This is a genomic window from Actinokineospora globicatena (genome assembly GCF_024171945.1).
GTDB classification, from domain to species: Bacteria; Actinomycetota; Actinomycetes; order Mycobacteriales; family Pseudonocardiaceae; genus Actinokineospora; species Actinokineospora globicatena.
In genome coordinates this window covers 64,104-85,089 of sequence record NZ_JAMTCR010000008.1, presented here as the reverse complement: position 1 = coordinate 85,089, position 20,986 = coordinate 64,104, and the positions used below count along the sequence as shown (strand labels likewise).

General features: G+C 72.3%; 19 protein-coding genes. 7 read left to right on the top strand and 12 right to left on the bottom strand.

What is annotated here, in order from left to right; genetic code table 11:
• Positions 1 to 613: 613 nt before the first annotated feature.
• Positions 614 to 1,717, top strand: a complete 1,104-nt coding sequence (locus LV79_RS32590; RefSeq protein ID WP_253842168.1) for a DNA glycosylase AlkZ-like family protein — start codon at positions 614 to 616, stop codon at positions 1,715 to 1,717.
• On the opposite strand, the gene LV79_RS32585 is transcribed toward LV79_RS32590, so the two are convergent.
• The 6 genes from LV79_RS32585 to LV79_RS32560 all read right to left on the bottom strand — a co-directional run bounded on the left by LV79_RS32585 (position 1,704) and on the right by LV79_RS32560 (position 7,316).
• Complete coding sequence (locus LV79_RS32585) at positions 1,704 to 2,462, bottom strand: putative protein N(5)-glutamine methyltransferase (RefSeq protein ID WP_253842289.1); 759 nt, start codon at positions 2,460 to 2,462, stop codon at positions 1,704 to 1,706. The two genes, LV79_RS32590 and LV79_RS32585, sit on opposite strands and share 14 nt — an antisense overlap.
• A gap of 117 nt (positions 2,463 to 2,579) precedes the next feature.
• Positions 2,580 to 3,785 (bottom strand): RNA polymerase sigma factor, encoded by a 1,206-nt coding sequence (locus LV79_RS32580; RefSeq protein WP_253842167.1) that lies wholly within the window; start codon positions 3,783 to 3,785, stop codon positions 2,580 to 2,582.
• Positions 3,782 to 4,150 carry a YciI family protein gene (locus tag LV79_RS32575; protein ID WP_253842166.1) on the bottom strand — a complete coding sequence of 123 codons (369 nt, stop codon included), beginning with the start codon at positions 4,148 to 4,150 and terminating at the stop codon, positions 3,782 to 3,784. The genes LV79_RS32580 and LV79_RS32575 overlap by 4 nt, the downstream gene beginning before the upstream one ends.
• A 113-nt stretch (positions 4,151 to 4,263) precedes the next feature.
• Complete coding sequence (locus LV79_RS32570) at positions 4,264 to 4,863, bottom strand: NIPSNAP family protein (RefSeq protein ID WP_253842165.1); 600 nt, start codon at positions 4,861 to 4,863, stop codon at positions 4,264 to 4,266.
• Between the two features lie 32 nt (positions 4,864 to 4,895).
• The gene (locus LV79_RS32565; RefSeq protein WP_253842164.1) at positions 4,896 to 6,863 is read right to left on the bottom strand and encodes a putative bifunctional diguanylate cyclase/phosphodiesterase; all 1,968 of its coding nucleotides are present in this window, start codon (positions 6,861 to 6,863) and stop codon (positions 4,896 to 4,898) included.
• 63 nt (positions 6,864 to 6,926) lie between these two features.
• The gene (locus LV79_RS32560; protein ID WP_253842163.1) at positions 6,927 to 7,316 is read right to left on the bottom strand and encodes a hypothetical protein; all 390 of its coding nucleotides are present in this window, start codon (positions 7,314 to 7,316) and stop codon (positions 6,927 to 6,929) included.
• A gap of 67 nt (positions 7,317 to 7,383) precedes the next feature.
• Between LV79_RS32560 and LV79_RS32555 the strand changes: the two genes are divergently transcribed.
• From LV79_RS32555 to LV79_RS32545, 3 genes are all read left to right on the top strand, one after another.
• A complete protein-coding gene (locus LV79_RS32555) occupies positions 7,384 to 8,178 on the top strand; it encodes a glycerophosphodiester phosphodiesterase family protein (protein ID WP_253842162.1) in 795 nt (264 codons plus the stop codon).
• Between the two features lie 82 nt (positions 8,179 to 8,260).
• Positions 8,261 to 8,986 carry a methyltransferase domain-containing protein gene (locus LV79_RS32550; protein WP_253842161.1) on the top strand — a complete coding sequence of 242 codons (726 nt, stop codon included), beginning with the start codon at positions 8,261 to 8,263 and terminating at the stop codon, positions 8,984 to 8,986.
• Between the two features lie 109 nt (positions 8,987 to 9,095).
• Positions 9,096 to 10,514 (top strand): MFS transporter, encoded by a 1,419-nt coding sequence (locus tag LV79_RS32545; protein WP_253842288.1) that lies wholly within the window; start codon positions 9,096 to 9,098, stop codon positions 10,512 to 10,514.
• Positions 10,515 to 10,561: 47 nt separating this feature from the next.
• Here the strand turns inward: LV79_RS32545 and LV79_RS32540 are convergent, their stop codons facing one another.
• On the bottom strand, positions 10,562 to 11,206 hold the full coding sequence (locus tag LV79_RS32540) for a thymidine kinase (protein ID WP_253842160.1): 645 nt from the start codon (positions 11,204 to 11,206) through the stop codon (positions 10,562 to 10,564).
• Positions 11,207 to 11,940: 734 nt separating this feature from the next.
• Between LV79_RS32540 and LV79_RS32535 the strand changes: the two genes are divergently transcribed.
• Entirely contained in the window at positions 11,941 to 12,285 is a 345-nt protein-coding gene (locus LV79_RS32535) for an RNA polymerase-binding protein RbpA (protein WP_253842159.1), read from the top strand.
• Positions 12,286 to 12,470: 185 nt separating this feature from the next.
• Here LV79_RS32535 and LV79_RS32530 read toward each other — a convergent pair whose 3' ends face one another.
• Both LV79_RS32530 and lnt read right to left on the bottom strand, forming a co-directional pair.
• A complete protein-coding gene (locus tag LV79_RS32530) occupies positions 12,471 to 13,238 on the bottom strand; it encodes a polyprenol monophosphomannose synthase (protein ID WP_253842158.1) in 768 nt (255 codons plus the stop codon).
• 16 nt (positions 13,239 to 13,254) lie between these two features.
• On the bottom strand, positions 13,255 to 14,823 hold the full coding sequence (gene lnt / locus LV79_RS32525) for an apolipoprotein N-acyltransferase (RefSeq protein ID WP_253842157.1): 1,569 nt from the start codon (positions 14,821 to 14,823) through the stop codon (positions 13,255 to 13,257).
• 141 nt (positions 14,824 to 14,964) lie between these two features.
• On the opposite strand from lnt, the gene LV79_RS32520 reads away from it, so the two are divergent.
• The gene (locus LV79_RS32520; protein WP_253842156.1) at positions 14,965 to 15,858 is read left to right on the top strand and encodes a cyclase family protein; all 894 of its coding nucleotides are present in this window, start codon (positions 14,965 to 14,967) and stop codon (positions 15,856 to 15,858) included.
• Positions 15,859 to 15,883: 25 nt separating this feature from the next.
• On the opposite strand, the gene LV79_RS32515 is transcribed toward LV79_RS32520, so the two are convergent.
• The gene (locus LV79_RS32515) at positions 15,884 to 16,285 is read right to left on the bottom strand and encodes a hypothetical protein (protein WP_253842155.1); all 402 of its coding nucleotides are present in this window, start codon (positions 16,283 to 16,285) and stop codon (positions 15,884 to 15,886) included.
• Complete coding sequence (locus LV79_RS32510) at positions 16,282 to 16,863, bottom strand: PadR family transcriptional regulator (protein ID WP_253842154.1); 582 nt, start codon at positions 16,861 to 16,863, stop codon at positions 16,282 to 16,284. Before LV79_RS32510 ends, LV79_RS32515 begins: the two co-directional genes overlap by 4 nt.
• Positions 16,864 to 17,070: 207 nt before the next feature.
• Between LV79_RS32510 and LV79_RS32505 the strand changes: the two genes are divergently transcribed.
• Positions 17,071 to 19,233 carry a tetratricopeptide repeat protein gene (locus LV79_RS32505; protein WP_253842153.1) on the top strand — a complete coding sequence of 721 codons (2,163 nt, stop codon included), beginning with the start codon at positions 17,071 to 17,073 and terminating at the stop codon, positions 19,231 to 19,233.
• Positions 19,234 to 19,243: 10 nt separating this feature from the next.
• Here the strand turns inward: LV79_RS32505 and LV79_RS32500 are convergent, their stop codons facing one another.
• The gene (locus tag LV79_RS32500; protein WP_253842152.1) at positions 19,244 to 20,950 is read right to left on the bottom strand and encodes a hypothetical protein; all 1,707 of its coding nucleotides are present in this window, start codon (positions 20,948 to 20,950) and stop codon (positions 19,244 to 19,246) included.
• Positions 20,951 to 20,986 lie beyond the last annotated feature (36 nt).

Sequence of the window (20,986 nt, the reverse complement as noted above, 5' to 3'; positions counted from 1 at the left end):
CCCTGTATCGACGACAGAACAACCCCGCACCACCAGCGTGACCCGACCGTGATCCCCCGAGCCGATGATCCACTCGTTCGGCCCAACGCCCCCCGGGGATGACCCGATGACCAGCACTCTCGGCGGACTCGGGTTACCAGGGGCGGCTAGAAGATGAAGTTCACGAGCAGGGCAAGCACGGTGATCGCGAGGAGCAGAGCCACGCACGACACCGCGCGCACCACCCGCCGCGGTCTCCTCCCGGCGTCGCGCGCAGGAGGGCAGGCGGCGTGCCCACGGCCTTTCCCTCCCGGTGAGCCGGCCCGAGTTCGCCCCCAATGGACAGCCGCACAGCAGGCCGCGGTTCGTCTCGGTGGCCAGACGGCGAGCGGCGTCGGCCACGTGGTCGAGCGCGATAGCCGAGGTCGCCGTGGCCACTACCTCGAGGTTCATTCGGCCTGCCAGACCACGCAGCCCTATCGAGATGACCTTGACACCCGCGATGGCCTCAACCAGGACATCGAGGCCGCGACCTAGATGGTGATCCACTCGTTCGGCCCAACGACCCCGGCGGATGACCCGACGACCGGCGCTGGGGCGACGGGGTCGGTGTGGTGGCTTAGGCTCCTTGGCCATGTCGACGGTGCACCGGCTCAGCAGGCGTGATGCGCGGCGGGTGGCGGTGTTGGGGCAGGTGTTGAGTGGGGTCCGGGCGACCGATCTGCTTGGCGTCGTGCGTGGGGTGACGCTGCTCCAGCTGGACCCGACCAACGCCGTGGCGCCCAGTGCGGACCTGGTCGCCTGGAGCAGGCTGGGGTCCGCGTATTCCCTCTCAGAGCTGCGGGCGGCGTTGGACGCGGGTGATCTGGTGGAGCTGCGGGCGTTCGTGCGGCCCGCGGAGGACATGGCGCTGTACCGGGCCGATATGGAGCGGCGGGTGCGCGGCGAGGGGCTGTCGGAGTGGCAGGAGTTCCGCAAGGGCTGGGTGGAGTCAAACGACCGCTGCCGCCGGGAGATCCTGGGCAGGTTGCGCGCGGAGGGGCCGCTGCCGTCGCGGGAGTTCCCGGACACCTGTGTGCGGCCGTGGGGGTCGACCGGGTGGACGAACAACAAGAACGTCACGCAGATGCTGGAGTTCCTGGTCCAGCGCGGCGAGGTGGCGGTGGCGGGGCGCAAGGGCCGGGACCGGCTGTGGGACCTGGCCGAACGCGTCTACCGCGATGACCCGGTCGTGCCCAGCGAGGAAGCCGAACGCGAGCGCGACCGGCGCAGGCTGCGTGCCCTGGGGATCGCCCGTTCGCGCGGTCCGGAGTGTCCGGTGGAACCGGCGGTGGTCGGCGAGGCCGGGGAACCCGCCGTGATCGCGGACGTCCGTGGCGAGTGGCGGGTCGACCCGGCCCTGCTGGACCAGCCGTTCAAGGGGCGCACGGTCTTGCTGTCCCCGTTCGACCGCCTGGTCCACGACCGCGCCCGAGCTGCGGAGCTGTTCGACTTCGACTACCAGCTGGAGATCTACAAACCAGCCGCCAAACGCCGGTGGGGCTACTACGCGCTCCCGATCCTGCACGGCGACCAGCTCGTCGGGAAGGTCGACGCCGCGGCTGACCGCAAGGCCGGTGTCCTGGTGGTCAACGCGATCCACCAGGACATCCCGTTCACCAAGGCTCTTACCGCCGCCGTCGACCGGGAGATCGCGGACCTCGCGCGCTGGCAGGGGCTAGAGGTCAGGAAGGCTTAGCTCCGACGACGATGGTGGCGTCGCGGTCGGAGCAGGTCAGGACCTGGGTGGTGAGGCCTGCGGCGGTGAAGACCTCGACTGTTGTGGGGGCCTGTTCGTCGCTGGTCTCGACCAGGAGGTGGCCGCCGGGGCGGAGCCAAGGGGTGGCGCCGTGGGCGAGGGTCCGCTGGTGCGCGAGACCGTCGGTGCCGCCGTCCAGGGCGGTGTGGGGTTCGTGGAGGCGGGCCTCGGCGGGCATCCGGGAGATCTCGCGGGTGGGCACGTAGGGGACGTTGGCGACGATGACGTCCACCGAGCCGCGCAGCCGTGGGGGCAGGGCCGCGTACATGTCGCCCTCGTGGACCTCGGCGTGTGGGAGGTTGCGGCGGGCACAGGCGAGGGCAACCGGGTCGATGTCGGCGGCGTGGAGCTCAACACCGGGGACAGCGGCCGACACAGCGGCGCCGATCGCACCGCACCCACAGCACAGGTCAACAACGACGGCCCCAGGGCTGGCCAGCGCCGCTGCCTGCTCAGCGAGGAACTCGGTACGCCGCCGAGGCACGAACACACCAGGCGCGACCACGACCCGAGCACCGGCGAACTCCGCCCACCCGAGCAAGTGCTCCAACGGATCCCCAGCAACCCGCGCCGCCACCAACTCGTCCAACGCGGCCCCATCCGCAGCGGCCTCAGCCAACAACCGCGCCTCATCCTCAGCGAACACACACCCGGCAGCACGCAGCCGAGCCACAACATCGTCGATCACAGTCGAGCCTCTCCCACGGAAGGACGGCGCCTCACCGGGACACGGGGTGCGACACCAGGACACTGCGCATGGGGTCCCACCTCCTCGACTCGACCTCGACTCGGACCACGGACCCTACCGCCCCAGCCGATCAGCGCGGGATTCCAGGTAGCGGCGTTCGGGGAGGCTCAGGGTGCCGCGGGCGGCTTCTCGGTAGGAGTCGCGGGCGGCGGTGGGGTTGTCGGTGAGTTCCAGGAGGTGGGCGCGGACGGCGGCTAGGCGGTGGTGGCCTGCGATGCGTTTGTCGGACTTCAGGGAGTCCAGGAGGGCCAGACCCGCCTGGGGGCCGGATACCTCCGCCACCGCCACGGCGCGGTTGAGGGTGATCATCGGGTTGGGGGCGATGCGGGTGAGGATGTCGTAGAGGATCAGGATCTGGGGCCAGTCCGTGGTTTCCGTCGACGTCGCCTCGGCGTGGATGGCGGCGATGGCGGACTGGAGTTGGTACGGGCCCAGGGGCGCGCGGGACAGCGTGTCGGTGACCAGGGCGACGCCTTCGGCGATCGCGGCGCGGTCCCACAGGGTGCGGTCCTGGTCGGCCAGCGGGACCATCGCGCCGTCGGGGGTGGTGCGGGCGGCGCGCCGCGACTCGGTGAGCAGCATCAGCGCAAGCAGGCCGGTGACCTCGCCGTCGTCGGGCAGCAGGCGGTGCGCGAGGCGGGTGAGGCGGATGGCCTCGGTGGTCAGGTCCGGTCGGTGCAGGGCGGGACCGGAGGTCGCGGTGTGGCCCTCGGTGAAGATCAGGTACAGCACGTGCAGCACCGCCGCGACCCGACTCCGGTCCGCCCCGCGGGGGAACGCCGCACCGCGCAGGCGGGACTTCGCGCGGCTGATCCGTTGCGCCATGGTCGGCTCGGGGACCAGGAACGCAGCCGCGATCTGGGCGGTGCTGAGGCCGCCGACCGCGCGCAGCGTCAACGCGACCTGGGACGGCGCGCTCAGGTTCGGGTGGCAGCACAGGAACAGCAGCTCCAGCGTGTCATCGGTCTCGTTGACCTGCGGGGCCACCAGTTCGGCCTGCGCGGCGACGACGTCCTCGCGCCTGCGCCGGGCGTTCTCAGACCGCCAGTGGTCGGTGAGCCTGCGGCCCGCCGTGGTGACCAGCCAGCCGGTCGGGTTGTCCGGCACGCCGTCGCGCGGCCAGGTGGACGCGGCGGCCAGCAGCGCCTCCTGCACGGCGTCCTCGCACGCGTCGAAGTGGCCGTGGTGGCGCACGAGCACCCCGAGGACCCGCGGCGCGCACGCACGCAGCAGGTCCTCGGTGGTCGGGGCAGGCGTCACATGTCCGACCCGGCGGAGAACATCACCGGCCGGACCTCGACGGCGAGACCGGCGAAGCGCACGTCCGGGATCAGCTGAGCCAACTCCACCGCGCGCTCCTTGCTCTCGCAGTCGACCAGGTAGTACCCGCCCATGTACTCCTTGGCCTCGGCGAACGGCCCGTCGGTCACCACGGTCTCCCCGTCGCGGCTGGACACGGTGACGCTGGTGGTCGGGTTCCCCAGCGCGTGCGTGCTGACCAGCTCGCCGGACTCCTGGATGGACTTGATGAACGCCTGGTGCCCGGCCATCACGACCTCGCGCTCGGCCTCGGTCAGCGCGTCCAGGATCGCGTCGTTGATCTGCATGATGAGCAGGTACTTCACAGTGCACTCCGGTGTGCTCCGGCGCGGCGCCCTCGGCCGCGCTCGCCCCCATGACGGAGCCGCCGCCAGGGTCTCGACATCCCCGACCGAACGATCTTCCCCAACCGAACAGCTCAGCGCAGCAGCGAGGTCGCCGTCGGCTCGAGCAGAAGGTGCTCCGGCCCGCGGACCGCCCGCCGCGCCCAAGACGCTGGCACAGGCGGGATCGCGGTGTCCAGCGAGACGGTCACCAGCACGTGCTCACCCTCCCGCACCGGCAACGCGGGGAACTCGTTCGGACCGGGATGCGTCGCCAGCACCAGCCGGTCCGGACTGTCCCCGGCGAGGTCATCGGCGGGACCGTCGAAGTGGTGGACGCTGATCCGCACCGGTCCGGCCTGCTCGCGCGGCGCGGGGAAGTCCCCTTGGACCGGTCGCAGCAGGAGCACGTCTCGGAAGTCGACCATGGTGGCGTTGGCGGCGGCGCTGTGCGCGGCCCACACCGGTCCTGTGTAGAACTCGGTCAGCGACGGCCCCCGGCCCGCGAGGTCGGGGAACGCGCGCAGCCACACGAACCGGTCCGGCGCGGACGGTTGGCGGAAGGTGCCCAGGACGGGCATCCCCACCGCCGCCTGCGAGTCGACGAACTCGCGCTCGAACAGCTCGACCAACTCGTCGCGCCTGCCCGGGTGCAGCGTGTACTGGCGCAGCTCGACGATCCCCGGTGTTGCCAACACTCCCCCTCGCCTACGGTCCCGCACCGAGGTTACGGGCGTTCGCGGGCCTGCGTGGCGAGGGTGGCGTCGGTCATCAGCGTCGGCCGCCGCATCCAGGCGCCGTGCGGGCGGGCCAGCAGCGCCTCCAGCGGCTCGGGCTCACCCAGGTGGAAGCCCTGCGCGACCCGGACCCCGAGCCGCGACAGCGCCTCCACCTGGGTGGCGCGCTCGACCCACTCGGCCACGACGGAGAGCCCGAGGCCGCGGGCGATGTCGACGATGCCCTGCACCAGGACGGTGTCGCGGCTGCCGTAGTCGATGCCGTGGATGAACTCGCCGTCGATCTTGAGCCCGGTGATCGGCAGCTGCTTGAGGTGCACGAACGAGCCGAAGCCGGAGCCGAAGTCGTCCAGGGTGATCCGGCAGCCGCTGGCCCGCAGCTGCTGGGCCAGGCTGCGCGCGGCGTCGAGGTTGGTCACCGCGGCGGTCTCGGTGATCTCGAAGCCGAGCCTGCCGGGGGCCACGCCCGCCGCGGTCAGCCGGTCGAGCACGAACCCGCCGAAGCCCTCGTCCTCCAGGGTCCGGCCGGAGACGTTGACGTTGAACCGCAGGCCGGGGTACGGGTGCTCGACCAGCGCCTCGATGGCCTTGTCGGCGACCCACCGGTCGATCTCGAACACCAGGTCGCTGCGCTCGGCGGCGAGCAGGAACTCGCCGGGGCCCAGCCGTGGCTCGCGGCCGTCCTCCAGCCGCAGCAGCAGTTCGTGGCCGATCACCCGACCGCTGCCCAGCTTCACCATCGGCATCGCGTTGAGCACGAACCCGCCGTGCTTGAGCGCGGCGCGGACCCGCTCGATGACGGTGACCCGCAGCGCGGTGTCCTTGTAGTGGCCCTGCTCGTACACGGTGACCCGGTTGCGGCCCGCCGCCTTCGACGCGTACAGCGCCATGTCGGCGTTGGCCAGCACCTCCTGCCAGCCCACCCCGGAGTCGAAGGTGGCGATCCCCACGCTGACGGTGATCCGGCTGGCGCCCGCGACCCCGCTCATCGGGATGGCGGCGATGGCGTTGCGCAACCGGTCGGCGACCGCCACGGCCTCGCGCTCGTCGGTGTCAGCCAGGACCGCGGCGAACTCGTCGCCGGAGAGCCTGCCGAGCACCTGACCCCGCACGCCGCCGAGGCGGTCGCGTAAGAGGGAGGCCAGGGTGCACATGACCCGGTCGCCGGTGGGGTGACCGTGCAGGTCGTTGATGTCCTTGAAGTGGTCGAGGTCGAGCAAGAGGAACGCTCCGCGCGCCCCTAACGCGAGCTGACGCTCTAGCTCCCTGGTCAGCGCGCGCCGGTTGGGCAGCCCCGTAAGAGGGTCTTCGTCGACCATGCGCAGGAGTTCGTCCTGGTGACCCGCCAGGCCCGCGGCGTCGAGTTCGCGGGCGCGCCAGCGGGACACGTCGGACACGCGGTAGAGCAACCTGCCGTGCCGCGCCTGGGTGCAGCGGATCTCGAGCCAACGGTGCCCGCCGCCGTCGGGCAGCGGGATGGACACGACGACGTCGGTGCCGCGCGGACCGTCGGGGGCACCGGCCAGCAGCGCGGTCAACGCCCGGCCGATGCTCTGCTCGGCGGTCAGCCCGAGGAGGGCGGACATCGAGGGGTTCAGCCAGCTGATGTGGCCGCGGTGGTCGGTCAGCGCGAACGCGGTGTCCGTGGTCGCGAGCACCGCGGCGACATCGGCGCTCAGGTCGACCGCGGGCCCGTCAGCGCCGCTGGGCTCGTCCGAGCGCGGATTCGCGACAAAGGGGACGCGGTGGGCACTGTCCGCGACGCTGCCGGTACTCTCGGCGATGACGAGCCCGGGAACATCGGCGGCCGGAGCGGGGTCGACCTCGACCGGACCGCTGACCGGACCCGTACCGGGGACCACGACGGGACCAGGGGCGGAAACCGGCTCGGCACGCGTCGTGGCCACGTCCGGCTCGGTCACCGGCTGCTGAACGCTGTCACACTCGGTGTCGCTCATCACCCCAACCCCTCACCCGTTCTCGTGGGGACACGAGCACGAAGCGTAGTGGACCGGTGATGTTCAGCGCAGGCGCTCGAGCCCTTTGGCGCCCGCGCGCACCCGCTCGGCGAGTTCTCCCAGCTCAGCGGGGGTGGCGCCGTCCTCGGCGGCGGTGAGCACGTCCTCGGCCGCGCAGCGCAGCTGGAACAGGCGATCCTGCAGGTCGGCGAGCTCGGCGGTGGACAACACGACCGCGTCCTCGGGCAACCCGCCGCGCTGGACCGCCGTGCGCCGCTCGTAGGCCCGCTGCCTGCACGACTGGGCGCAGTAGCGGCGCCGACGCCCGGCGCCGGTCTCCTCCGGGAGCTGGGCGCCGCACCACCCACACGGATTAGCCCGTCCGGGGCGGCGCCTGCCGGGGGTGAACGGGTCGACGGGTGCCGCTGCCTGAGGCGCGCCGGGTGATGACATGGCCGTGGACGCTATCCGGACACCCGGAGTGCACCACCGCGCCACGCCGCTGGGGCACACTCGAGGGGTGAGTCCCACCTCCGCGGCACGCCACGGCTTCCTGGAAGGCCCCTACCCGCGCGCGTTCGTCCACCGCGGGTGGCACTACGGCGACCTCGCGGGCATGGAGAACTCCCTGACGGCGTTCCGGCGCGCGGCGGCCGAGGGCTTCACCTACCTGGAGACCGACGTCCACGCGACCAGCGACGGCGTCGTGGTCGTGCACCACGACAGCACCCTGGAGCGCACCACCGACGCCGTGGGGACCGTCGCGAGCCAGACCTGGCAGGCGGTCAGCCGGGCGCGGATCAACGGCGTCGAGCCGGTGCACCGCCTGGAGGACCTGCTGGAGGAACTGCCGGACGCCCGGATCAACATCGACGTCAAGGCCGAGTCGGCCATCGCGCCGGTGCTGGCGGTGCTGCGCCGGATGGGCGCGGCCGACCGGGTGTGCCTGGCGTCGTTCTCCGAGGCGCGGCTGGCCCGCATCCGCAGGCAGGCCGGGCCGGGGGTGCTGACGTCGATGGGGATGCGGGCGATGGTCGGCTTCTGGGCGGCGCGGCGGCTGCCCGCGGCGCTGCTGCGGCCAGGCCCGCGCCCGCTGGTCGCCCAGGTCCCGGTGCGGCACGGCCCGCTGCGCGTGGTCGACGCCGCTCTTGTGGCCGCCGCGAAGCGCCGCGCCGCCGAGGTGCACGTGTGGACGATCGACGAGCCCGGGCAGATGCGCGAGCTGCTCGACCTCGGCGTCGACGGCCTGATGACCGACAAACCGCAGGTGCTCAAGGACGTGCTGGTCGAGCGCGGGCTCTGGCAGCACGCCTGAGCGCGGCGTAGGTCACCCCGGCACGCGTCCCAATCGGCCCGCGGTGCTCCCGAAACCCACCCCGACCGGGCATCCTTGGCGGGTGAGCACCCCACCCGCGACGAACACCGCCACGACCACCACGCCGCCGGGTGACCAGGTGGACCTCGTCACCGCGATCACGGTCGCGCTCGGCGCCCCGGGGACCGGCGTCACCGTGCTGGTGGGCGACGACCGGGACATCCTGTCGGTGGTGCGCGCCCGCGGTCGGGTCGTGGTCGTCGGGGCGGACGTGCGGGCCGCGACCGACGCGTTGCCGCTGCGCGACGGGGCGGCCGAGGCGCTGGTCGCCGTGCACGCGCTGCGCGAGGTCGACGACGTGGACGCCGCGATCGCCGGGTTCGCCCGGGTCGTCGGCGCGGGCGGCCGGGTGGTGATCGCCGCGAACGCGCTGGCGCACCGCCGGGAACTACGCGGGTTGTGGGCCACCGCCGCACGCGACTGCGGGGTCGTCGACCCGCCGCCGCTGCTCGACACCGACGAGCGGTTCTCCCTCGACCACGCGCAGGCCTGGCTCCGGCGGCACCTGACCGACGTCACGGTCACCCCGGTGCGCGGGACGACGGTCCTCGACACCGCGCAGGCGCTCGCCCTGCTGCGCGCCGAGCGCCCGGTCGACGCCGGGGTCACATGGGACCTGCTGGCCTCGGTCGTGGAGAGCCGGGTGCGCGACGCCGTCGCCGACCGCGGCGGGTTCACGCTGTCCACTTTGACCGGTATCGCGACCGGCGTGGTGGCGGCCAAGGGCGGGTCGGCGCCCACCAAGTGAGGAGTTTGGACTCAACCGATCCACCGGCCAAGTCCGACAAGTACGCTGCCGCTCGCGTGATCAGCGTTACTCCCCCACGGTGGTTCCCCGCACGGAGGCGGCCTTGAGCATGGTGGAAGACAGCCAGACAGCCGAGGCCCGGAAGCGGGAACAGCGGGGGTGGTGCTGGTACGACTGGGCGAACTCCGTGTTCCCCACCTCGGTCACGACCGTGTTCGGCTCTCTCTACCTGACCGAGGTAGCGGCATCGGCGGCGATGGCCGACAAGGGACTCAACGGCCCCAACCCATGTCCGGCGGACGGCGCGGGTAACACCGACAAGCTGCGTGACTGCGACATCAGCCTGTTCGGGCTGGACTTCCCCGCGGGCTCGCTCTGGGGCTACCTGCTCTCGATCGCGACCGTGATCCAGGTGCTGATCGTGCCGCTGATGGGCGCGATCGCGGACCGGTCGTCGAACAAGAAGCCGATGATGGCCGCGTTCGCGTTCGGCGGCGCGCTGGCCACGATCGCGATGGCGCTGGTCAGCGGCACGAACTGGGAGCTGGGGGTGGTGCTGTTCATCCTCGGCAACATCGGCTACGGCACCTCGGTGGTGATCTACTACTCGTTCCTGCCGCAGATCAGCACGGCCGACGAGCGCGACGGGCTCTCCTCGCGCGGGTGGGCGTTCGGCTACCTGGGCGGCGGCTGCGCACTGGCGATCCAGCTGGTGATCTACCTGATGCGCGACAGCATCGGCATCACCTCGGGCAACGCCGCGCAGATCGCGTTCGTGCTCTCCGGCATCTGGTGGGCGCTGTTCACCCTGATCCCGCTGCGGCGGCTGCGCGGGCACCACGAGCGCCCGCAGGGCACCGGCACCGAACGCTCCGGATCGGTGCTGACCGCGGGCTTCCGCGAGCTGTTCACCACGCTGCGCGAGGCGCGGGCCTACCCGCTGACCCTGGCCTTCCTCGGCACGTACCTGATCTACACCGACGGCATCGCGACGGTGGCCAACGTCTCGGCCCAGTACGGCAGCGAGGAGCTGAAGTTCGAGGCGGACGTGCTGATCACCACGATCCTCATCGTCCAGTTCGTCGCCTTCATCGGCGGCGTGCTGCACGGCCTGCTGGCCAGGCGCATCGGCGCCAAGAAGACCATCATGGCGAGCCTGTCGGTGTGGGTGCTGGTGATCGGCGCCGCGTACTTCGTCCAGGCCGGGCAGGCGCTGCAGTTCTACCTGCTGGCCGCGGGCATCGGCCTGGTGCTCGGCGGCACCAACGCACTGTCGCGGTCGCTGTTCAGCCAACTGGTCCCCGCGGGCAAGGAAGCCCAGTACTTCTCGGTCTACGAGATGGGCGAGCGGGCCACCTCGTGGCTGGGCCCCCTGCTGTTCGCGGTGATGGCCAGCACCACCGGCTCCTACCGGTACGCGATCATCTCCTTGGTCATCTTCTTCGCCGTCGGACTGATCCTGATGTCCTTCGTACCGGTCCGCAGGGCCATCCGGGCAGCGGGCAACCCAGAACCCGCCCTGCTCTAAGGAGCTCCTCCGCCCCGACGCTCGCTCGTCGTCGACGGGTCGAGCGGCTACGCGTTGGGGGTTCGGTCGGGTTGATGTCCGAGGTGGTCGTCGGTGGTTGAAGGGGCGATGTGGACGCGTTCGGTGCCGCCGGTGATGCGCTTGTACTCGCTGCGTGAGACGGAGATGTAGCGCTCGTCGCCGCCGATTTCGATCTGGGGGCCGCCGGTGACCGGGGTGCCGTCGGCGTCGGTGCGGACCACCATCGTCGCCTTGCGGCCGGTGTGGCAGATGGTCTTGATCTCCACCAGGGAGTCGGCCCAGGCCAGCAGGTACTGGCTGCCCTCGAACAGCTCGCCGCGGAAGTCGGTGCGCAGGCCGTAGGCCAGGACCGGGATCCCGAGCCGGTCGACGACGTCGGTCAGCTGCCACACCTGGGCCTTGGTGAGGAACTGGGCCTCGTCCACCAGCACGCAGTGCGGCCGTGCCCCCGCCGCCACCACCGCGAACAGGTCGTCGGCGGGATCGAAGACGTGCCCCTGGGCGGCCAGCCCGATCCTGGAGGCCACCACGCCCTCCCCGTCCCGGTCGTTGATCCGGGGCGTGAGGATGAGCGTGGTCATGGACCGCTCGTGGTAGTTGTACGCACTCTGCAGCAGCGTGGTGGTCTTCCCCGCGTTCATCGCCGAGTAGTAGAAGTACAACTTCGCCACCAGATCTCCTCGCGCACCGGTCCGCGACCCAGGACAGGCCGCCACTGACCGAGGAGTATCTCCTCAGCCAACAAGTAACTCCACAGCGGCAAGTCAGGTCACAGATAGTCAACCCCAACGGCGAAGTCAGGGCACATCGGCCCCGCCGACCTGGACTGATAGTGTTCAGAACATGATCACCTCAACACGAAGCGTCACATTTCGAGTGGAGGGTGCGTCCTGGGCTCGCGCGCGAGACGCCCGGCTCCCGATCTCGGGGCAGGTCGACGACGCGTACCGCTTGGGGAATGCCGCCGACGTCCGGGGCAAGTTGTTCCCGGGAGGCCCGCGGCGGACACGCAGACACGCGAGATGACGACGGAGGGTGACGACATCGTCAGTGGCTCCGGAACCGTAGGGGCTACGGTCCGTTATCGGGTGCCGAGCGGGTGCCACTTCCGCCCCGGGGACCCCGGCACCACCTCCGGTGTGCAAGGGCCACTCGCGTTCGCCTGATCCGCCCCGGTGTGGATAGCATCCCCCGAGTGGGTGAGATGTCGACGTCGTTCCCGCGATCGCGCGTCACAATCCCGGAGACGTGGCATCTCTTAGGAGGATGCTGTTGTTGACGGGTGAAGCATGTCACCCTGAGCGATGGCGGCGGGCGGAACGGGAATCATTTTCCCGACCCAACCGTTGCTCTGGGTAAGCAACACCCTGGCCCGTCCCGGCGGGCCCAGTGAAAGGACACCGCTATGGCCGACCGTGTTCTCCGTGGTAGCAGGCTAGGTGCGGTCAGCTACGAGACTGACCGCAACCACGACCTGGCCCCCCGCCGTACGGTCCGGTACGCGTGCCCGAAGGGTCACGACTTCGAGGTGCCGTTCAGCGACGACGCCGAGGTGCCCTCGGTCTGGGAGTGCCGCCTGCACGGCGCCGAGTCCAAGATGATCGACGGCTCGGACCCCGAGCCCAAGAAGATCAAGCCGCCGCGCACGCACTGGGACATGCTCCTGGAGCGGCGCACGATCGCCGAGCTCGAGGACCTGCTCACCGAGCGGCTCACCGAACTGCGCGGCCGCCGCAGCCGCAGCGCCTGAGACGACCTCCCCCACAGACGGCCGCCCGGAACCCCCCACCGGGCGGCCGTCGCTTACCCGTGCCCGCTGGGCGGCGGCGCGACGCCGTCCTACCCGGCGGTGGATATGCCTCTCCAGCGCCTGTGGGACGACAGGCGCGAGGGCGGTGACAACTGGCGCGAGCGCGGGTGGGGACCGGGGTGCGGCTAGCGCTTCGGGGTGAAGAGGGACTTGAGCTGGGAGCCGCGGCGGCGCAGACCCCACTTGGTGACCCGGAGGTAGGCCTCGCGGACGATGTTGCCGCTCATCTTCGACTCGCCGCGCTCGCGCTCGGCGAAGGTGATGGGGACCTCGACCACGGTGAAGCCCGCCTCGATGGTGCGCCAGGCCAGGTCGATCTGGAAGCAGTAGCCCTGGGAGGCGACCGTGTTGAGCTTGAGCTTCTCCAGGACCTCGCGGCGGAACGCGCGGTAGCCGCCGGTGATGTCCTTGGGCTTGGCGCCCAAGGCGAGGCGGGCGTAGAGGTTGCCGCCGCGCGAGAGGAACTCCCGGTGCCACGGCCAGTTGACGACGCTGCCACCCGGGACGTAGCGGGAGCCCAGCACCAGGTCGGCGTCGGGCAGCGCGCCCAGCAGCCTGGGCAGGTCCTCCGGGGCGTGCGAGCCGTCGGCGTCCATCTCCACGACCACGGCGTAGTCGCGCTCAAGCGCCCAGCCGAAGCCAGCGATGTAAGCGGCGCCCAGGCCCGCCTTCTCGGTGCGGTGCAGCACGTGGACGCGCTCGTCCGCGGCGGAGAGCTCGTCAGCGAGGTCACCGGTGCCGTCCGGGCTGCCGTCGTCGACCACCAGCACGTTGGCGTCGGGCAGCACCGCGTGCAGCCTGCGCACGATCGGCTCCAGGTTCTCCCGCTCGTTGTACGTCGGGATCACCACCAGCACCGGTTGCAGCTGCCCTTGGCCCTGCTGCTGATCCATGCGTTTCCTCTCCCCGTCACTTCACCTTGTCGCGCCTGGCCCGCGCCACGGCCACGACCAGCGCGGCGAGCGCGAGGGTGACCATGACCCGTTCGGGCCAGGCACCCAACCGGTCCGCAATGGTAGTGGCCGTCCGCAGCGGCACGCGCTCGACCAGCGCGGCAGGGGTGAACAGGTCGGTGCTGGCGCGCACCGAGCCGTCCGGCGCCACGATCGCCGACACCCCGCTGGTGGCCGCGACGACCACCGCGCGGCCGTGCTCCACGGCGCGGACCCGGTCCATCGCCAGCTGCTGGTAGGTCATCTCGCTGCGGCCGAACGTGGCGTTGTTCGTCGGGACCGCGAGCAGGTTGGACCCGTTGAGCACCGAGTCGCGCACGACCCCGTCGAAGGCGACCTCGTAGCAGGTGACCAGGGCCAGCCTGGCCTCGCCCATGGCGAACACGGTTGCCTCGTCGCCGGGCACGAAGTTGCCTGCGCGCTCCACGGCGCTGCTGAACAGCTTGAAGAACGAGCGCATCGGCATCGTCTCGCCGAAGGGCTGCAGCCGGCGCTTGGTGTAGGTGTCGATCGGTCCGCGCACGGGGTCCCAGAGGATCACCGTGTTGCGCGGCAGCCGGTCGTCGCCGACCACCACGGCGCCCAGCGCGATCGGGACGCCGATGTCCTTGGCGGCCATGTCGATGAGCTGGTAGGCGTCGCGGTTGCGCAGCGGGTCGATGTCGGAGGCGTTCTCCGGCCAGATCACCAGGTCGGGCCGGGCCACGGCGCCGGAGCGGACGTCGGCGGCGAGCTGCTCGGTCCGCCGGACGTGGTTGTCGAGCACGGCGCGGCGCTGGGCGTTGAAGTCGAGCCCGGCGCGCGGCACGTTGCCCTGGACGGCGGCGACGGTCACCTCGCCCGCGTCGGCGTCGGTGCCGACCAGCGGGCCGGTGGCGACAGCGGCGAGGAGCGGCACGAGCACGGCCAGCGCGGGCACGGCCAGCAGCCGGGGCGCGGTCTGCCTGGCGGCGACCCTGCGGGCGAGGTCGCCGAGACCGAAGCCGGTCAGCGCGACGGCGAAGCCGATCAGCGGGGTCCCGCCGAGCGCGGCGAGGTGCAGGAACGGCCCCTCGGGCTGGCTGAACGCGACCCGCCCCCAGGGGAAGCCGCCGAACGGGAACAGCGACCGCAGGTACTCCCCCGCGACCCAGACCAGCGCGGCGAGCACGACCCCACCGCGCAGCCGGGTGACCAGCGGCACGGCCATGCACGGCACGCCGACCAGCAGCGCCTCCAGGGCGCTGAGCGGCAGCCAGGCGACGGGGCCCACGAAGATCCCGGTCCAGGCCAGCAGCGGGGTCATGAACCCCATGCCGAAGAGGAACCCGTAGCCGAGGGCGGCCCTGGCCCGGCGGCCGTGCAGCAGCCAGCCGAGCACGGCGAACCCGAGCGGCGCCAGCCACCACAGGGTGCGCGGCGGGACGCTGAGGTAGACCAGCGCGCCCCCGCCGAGGGCGGCGAGCGAGCGGGCCGCGACCCAGGCGCGCGTGCGCGCGGCCGAGCCGGTGACCTCAGGCGCTGGGGACAGGGCGGGGGCGACCACGCGGTCAGCGTACGGGCAGTCAGCTGAGGCCCCGGTGTGGGGACGCCGCGCAGGTCAGCGGTAAGCCTCAACCTCAAGTCGAGGGTGAGAGTGAGGCAATTCTCGGTCTGAAGTGGAGGGTGAGGCACTAGCGTCTTGACCGTGGCAGAACAGTGGCGCGTCGAGTTCGACGCCGAGGTGACCTTCCGCAACGGCGGCTCGCTGAGCGTGCGCGGATTCCGGCTCGACTCGCCCACCCCGGAGCTGACCGACGCCGAGGTGGGCGAGTCGCTGGTGCGCCACCTCGGCCTGCTGATGGTCGGCGGGGTCGAGATCGCGAACCGGCGGATGCTCGCCGAGCCGCACAAGGGCTCCCGCGGCGTCGAGACGGCCCGACCGACCGCGCGGCTGGTCGACCTCAGCCACCCGATCCACGCTGGCATGGTCACCTACCCCGGCGTCCCCGGCCCGGAGATCACCGACCACCTGACCCGCGAGGCGTCCCGGTCGGTCTACGGCCCCGGCACCGAGTTCCACATCGGCAGGATCACCCTGGTCGCCAACACCGGCACCTACGTCGACAGCCCGTTCCACCGCTACCCCGACGGCACCGACCTCGCGGGCCTGCCGCTGGAGCGGCTGGCGGACCTGGACGGGGTCGTGGTCCGGGTCGCCGGGGATGGCCTGCGCGCGGTGGACAGGGCGGCGTTGCTGCCCTTCGACGTCGCGGGCAAGGCCGTGCTGGTGCACACCGGGTTCGACGAGCACTGGGGCACCGACGCCTACTTCCGCGACCACCCGCACCTGACCGCCGAGGCCGCGGACTGGCTGGTCGAGCAGGGCGCCGCGCTGGTCGGCATCGACAGCCTCAACATCGACTCCACCGACGGCCCGCACCGGCCGGTGCACACCGGCCTGCTGGCGGCGGGCATCCCGGTGGTCGAGCACCTGCGCGGCCTGGAGCAACTGCCCGCGTCCGGGTTCCGGTTCCACGCCGTCCCGCCGCCGGTGGTCGACTTCGGGACCTTCCCGGTCCGGGCCTACGCCGTCCTCTGAGGCCCTGGGAGACGCACTGGGGGCCCTATGCCGTCGGCTGGGGCACGGGCTTGGTCGCGACGCGGACGCACAGCACCAGGTGGACCACGATGACCGGCGCCCAGCCGTAGCGCTCCCACGGGCTGCTGGACGCGGCGTTCATCAGCGCGCCCGCCGCGAGCAGCGCCACGACGACCCAGCTCCCGACCCGCCCGACCCGCTCGGGCACCGGGCTGTCCAGGCCACCGCGGCGCAGCAGCACGAGGGCGGCGAACGCCCACAGCACCACCGCGACGCCGCTGGCCACCCGCAGCCCGGTGGGGAGCTCGGCCGAGGTGCCGCCCCAGGCGGCCCGGCCCAGTGGCGCGCCCGCGGCCAACGCGAGCTGGAACGCGGCCACCACCCCGCACAGCCCCGCGGCGGCGATGGTCGATCTCCTGCGGTTCATGACTCTTCTCCACTCTGTGCGGCTTCGGGCCGGTCGGCTCGGGACAGGGCTGCCTCGGACTCGCTGGATCCGAGCAGGGCGGCGAGGGATTCCTCGGCCCAGGCCAGCGCGGCCCGGGCGGTGTGCTCCCCAGCGGAGAGGGTGATCAGCGCGTACGGGGTGTCCGGGCCGTCCTCGGCGGCGACGACGGCGCGCACGGCAGCGAGCCGGGCCAGCTGCTCCTCGGCCTCGGCCTTGGCGTCGAGCAGCAGCTGACGACAGGCGTCCGGCCCGAGCTGGCGCCCGAAGAACAGCCGCAGCATCAGCCCGTTGCGGGGCGGCACGCGCTGCGCGGGTTCGGCGAGCAACTCCCGCAACCGGACCTCACCCCGCGCGGTCAGCTCGTACGGCGCCGCCCGGTCCGCCCGCCGCACCAGCTCCCGCTCCTCCAGCGCGGCCAGCGTCGGGTAGATCTGCCCGAAGCTCTCGCTCCAGAAGTGCCCGAGGACGTCCCGGATCGCCTCCCGCACCGCGTACCCGGTCATCGGCGCCACGCTCAACGCCCCCAGCACCGCCACCTCGGTCTGACTCCTCCGCACCACGTCACCCTCTCTGTCAGATATATCTAACAGATACCAGGTCGGACACCGCGCGTCCACCGTCCCCCTTCTGGCCACCCCGCCGAGGCGCTGTCCACCGTGACCGGCACCCCGCGCCACGGCGGCTCCGGCAGCCTGGTTTTCCCGGTGGTGACCTGGGAGACTGGATCCTCTGTCCGGCGGAACCCACACATCCGGGGGAACTGGATGTCCATCGAGCCGATCAGACCCGCGGGCGAGGCCCGTCGCGGGCCACGACCCCACCGCGCGCACGGCCGCTCGACCAACCACCTCCCCGGCCCCGTGCTCGGGGCGGCGATCCAGGCCAGCCGGGTCGACGCGCTCGTGGTCACCATGACGCCCCCCACCGCGTCGGCCGCTGTCCCGCCAGACCCCGCCCAGCACTGGCTACCGCCGCGCCAGGTCCCCGCGCCGTTCCGCGAGGTGCTCGCCAGGGAGCGCGAACTGCTGGCGATCGACGAGTTCGCGGGTCCTCCGGCGCGGGCGCACCGCCCGAAGGTGCTCGTGGTGAGCGGGATGAGCGGCGTGGGCAAGACGACGGTGACCACGCACTGGGCGTGGTCGAACCGGTCGCGGTTCACCGGCGGTCAACTCTTCAGCGACCTCTCGCACTACCGCGGTCGCGGCGCGGTGGCCACCGTGGAGGTGCTGGGCGGGTTCCTGCACGCGTTGGGGGTGCCCGCGCAGGTCATCCCCCCGGACCTGGCCGGACGTGCCGCGCTGTTCCGGTCCAGGACCGCGGACGCGCCGGTGCTGGTGGTGCTCGACGACGCGGACCAGGCGGCGCAGGTGCGGCCGTTCGTCCCCAGCGCCCCGGGCAGCGTGGTCCTGGTGACGAGCAGCCACCGGCTCAGCGGGCTGCTGGTGGAGGGGGCGAGCTCGCTGGCGCTGCGGCCGCTCGACGCCGAGGCGGGCTACCGGCTGCTGGTCGACCAGGTCCCCGACGAGGTGCGCCGGTCCCTGCCGCGACCCGACGTCGACGCCGTGGTGGACCTCTGCGGCGGCCTGCCGCTCGCGCTGCGCATCGCGGGCGCCCGGTTGGCGGAGGCCACGAACTGGCCCGCGCGCACGCTGCGCAAGTACCTGTCCGACGACAAGCACCGACTCAGCCGCCTCGCCGTGGGAGGGCACGCCGTGCGACACGTCTTCGACACCACAGTCGACAACCTCCACCCCCGGCTGCGGACCTTCTACCGCAGGCTCGGGCTGCACCCGGGCCCGGAGTTCAGCGTGGCGGCGGCCGCGACCGTCTCCGGGCTCTCCGAGTCCGACAGCGCGGAGGCCCTGGACCACCTGTTCGAGGCCAACCTGGTGGAAGGGGTGCGACCGCACCGGTTCCGGTTCCACGACCTGGTGCGGCTGCACGCCAGGGCGGTGGCCGACCAGGACGAACCCGCCGCCGAGCAGGAGTCCATCCTGGACCGGATCACGTCCTGGTACCTGGCGGGCGCCCGCGCGGCCGACGTGGCCGTGGTGGGGGCCGACCGCTGGCGCTCGTGCGCGGCGCCGAGCGCCACCTGGCCGGGCCCGGCGTTCACCCCGGCGACGGCGGTGCGCTGGTGGGAGACCGAGCGGCGCAACCTGCTGGAGACGATCCGCACCGCCGAGGACCGCGGCGACGACCAGGCCGTGCTGGCGCTCTGCGAGGCGCTGTGGCCCTTCTACCACGGGCACAAGCTGCACTCGGACTGGATCGAGGCCCACCGCGTCGGGGTGCGGTCGGCGCTGCGGTCGGGCGACCTGGTAGCCGAGACCCGGATGCGCAACCAGCTGGCGCGCGCGTACCTGGAGCTGCGCCAGTTCGACCAGGCGGACGCGGAACTCGAGGCGGCGCTCGCGGCGGCGGAGCGCTCGGGTGAGCCACGAGCGGCCGCTGTGGTGCGGGAGTCGCGCGGGGTCGCGTTCCGCGATCGCGGTGACTGGCCGCACGCCGCGGTGGAGTTCGAGGAGTCGCTGCGGATCAACGCGGGGGTGGCCGACGAGCGCGGCACCGCCCTGCAGCTCTACCACCTGGCGGACGTGCTGGTCCGGGCGGGCGAGCCCGAGCGGGCGATCGAGTTGCTGACCAGGGCCGCGGGCATCGCCGAGCGGCTGGGCGACGACATGACCACCGCGCGGGTGGACATCGTCCTCGGCGCGGCGTACCAGGAGTTGGACCTGCCCTCGGCCGCGCGGCCGTTCCTGGAGCGGGCGGCGGCGACGGCGCGGGAACGCGGCCAGCGCGCCAAGGAGGTGGAGGCGCTGCGGCGCCTGCTGGTGGTGCTGGGTGAGACCGCCCCCGCGGCGCTCACCGAACGGTTGACCCAGCTCGCCGACGCTGCCGAGCGGGAGCCACCCGTGGGGTGCTGACCGGCCGCGGTCAGGGCGAGTGCGCGTTGGCCGAGACCCGTGTTATCGCGATGGTCGAGGTCATGGCACCGACCTGGACCTCCACTGTGGACACCCCGCGACCCGCCACTCCGGACGGGGACAGCTCGCGCCCCGGCTCGACGGCCAACTGGTAGACGGCGGCGGCGAGCGCGCCCGGGTCGATGGGGACCCCGCCGACCCGCCGGACGTCCCAGCGGCCGCCCAACCGGGTCCCGACCAGCAGCCGCGAGCCGTTCACGCCCGCGGCGAGGAAGCACGGCGAGTCGAGCAGCGTGCGGGTGATCCGGCCCCACACGGCGGCCGCGTCCCGGTCGTCGCCGCACACCCGGACCTCCGCGGACTCCTTGAGCTGGTGGTTGGACTCGTGCTCGTCCACCACCAGCACGGCCGCTCCCCCACCGTGCGCCGGGGACCGGTGCTCGGCCAGGACAGCCGGGTAGCGCTCGACGGACACCGTCACCGTGCAGTCGGGGCGCACGGTCAGTGTCGGGTGGCAGTGGAACGCGGTCACGCCGTGGTCGTCGCGCACCAGCCGCAACCGGCTGTACCGCCTCGGGTGCGGGACCTGGGGCGGTGGGTCGAGCGCCATCAGCTCGTAGAACTTGGCCTGCAGCAACCGCAGCGACCGGCCCTGGCTGCCCATGGCCCGGCGCGCGACCTCGGCGACACCCGACCTGGCGTAGCGGCGCATCGCGTCGACGATCTGCGCGCGCAGGTCCGCCGCGGCGTCCAACCGGCCCGCGGCCCGGACGAAGTCCAGCGTGGTCGACCCCTTGACCAGCTCGTCGTCCCCCCGGCCCGCGAACAGGAACGGCCTGCCCAGCGCGGCCGCGTAGACCGAGACGGACCCGTGGTCGCCGATGAACGCGTCGACGGCGATCAGCGGCGCGGGCCAGTCGGTGGTCGGCAGGACGATGACCAGCCCGGCCTCGATGGCGTCGCCGAAGAGCCCGCGCACCCCGAAACCGGTGTGGTGGGTCCAGACGTTGGGGTGCAGGATCAGCACGACCCGGTACTCGTCGTGCGGGAGCGCCGCCACCACCCGGTTCACCACCAGGTGGTCCACCCCGAGCGTGGAGTCCGGCCCCCAGGTGGAGCTGATCCCGATCAGCCGGTGGTGCGCGCCGATCCCGAGCTCGCGGCGGAAGCTCTCCCGCATGTCCACATTGGCCACCATCCGGTCCCAGGTCGGGTCGCCCATCTGGAACGCGCGCGGCACGGCGTGCGGGTTGGCCATGGACAACTGGTCCACCTGCGACTCGCAGGACAACCCGATCGCGGCGGCGACCACGCGCTCGCCGCGCGTCAACTCCTTGGCCGACAGGCCCGCGGGCGAGTCGGCGTCCTCCGTGCGCCACAGGACCCTGCGGTTGTACCCGGTCCCGTGCGCCATCGTCACCACCGGGCCCACCAGCTCCCCGAGGGCGCCGTCGCTGTGCGCGGCGATGATCAAGTCGAACACCATCGAGCGGGCCTGGCCCCACTCGACGAACTGGACGTCGAGGCGCGCCAGCCGTTCGCGGGCCCCACCCGCGAACCTAGACCCCTCGTTGATGGTCCAGTAGAAGTCGAGCCGCGGATCACCGTCCAGCGCCCGCAGCACGTCCAGCATCCGACTCAGGTCGGTGCGCGTCCTGATCACCACGCACACCCGGTGGGATCGCTCCCAGGTGGCTCGTCGGTCGTCGGCGAACATCAGCCCCCCTCACACGAAAGGCTGACCAGGTCGCCG

Excerpts from the sequence above, each read along its gene's own strand:
- LV79_RS32545 (WP_253842288.1), top strand. The coding sequence starts at position 9,096 with ATGGTGGAAGACAGCCAGACAGCCGAGGCCCGGAAGCGGGAACAGCGG.
- LV79_RS32535 (WP_253842159.1), top strand. The coding sequence starts at position 11,941 with ATGGCCGACCGTGTTCTCCGTGGTAGCAGGCTAGGTGCGGTCAGCTAC.
- LV79_RS32500 (WP_253842152.1), bottom strand. The coding sequence starts at position 20,950 with ATGTTCGCCGACGACCGACGAGCCACCTGGGAGCGATCCCACCGGGTG.
- LV79_RS32565 (WP_253842164.1), bottom strand. The coding sequence starts at position 6,863 with ATGAGCGACACCGAGTGTGACAGCGTTCAGCAGCCGGTGACCGAGCCG.
- LV79_RS32505 (WP_253842153.1), top strand. The coding sequence starts at position 17,071 with ATGTCCATCGAGCCGATCAGACCCGCGGGCGAGGCCCGTCGCGGGCCA.
- LV79_RS32560 (WP_253842163.1), bottom strand. The coding sequence starts at position 7,316 with ATGTCATCACCCGGCGCGCCTCAGGCAGCGGCACCCGTCGACCCGTTC.
- LV79_RS32515 (WP_253842155.1), bottom strand. The coding sequence starts at position 16,285 with ATGAACCGCAGGAGATCGACCATCGCCGCCGCGGGGCTGTGCGGGGTG.
- LV79_RS32530 (WP_253842158.1), bottom strand. The coding sequence starts at position 13,238 with ATGGATCAGCAGCAGGGCCAAGGGCAGCTGCAACCGGTGCTGGTGGTG.
- LV79_RS32590 (WP_253842168.1), top strand. The coding sequence starts at position 614 with ATGTCGACGGTGCACCGGCTCAGCAGGCGTGATGCGCGGCGGGTGGCG.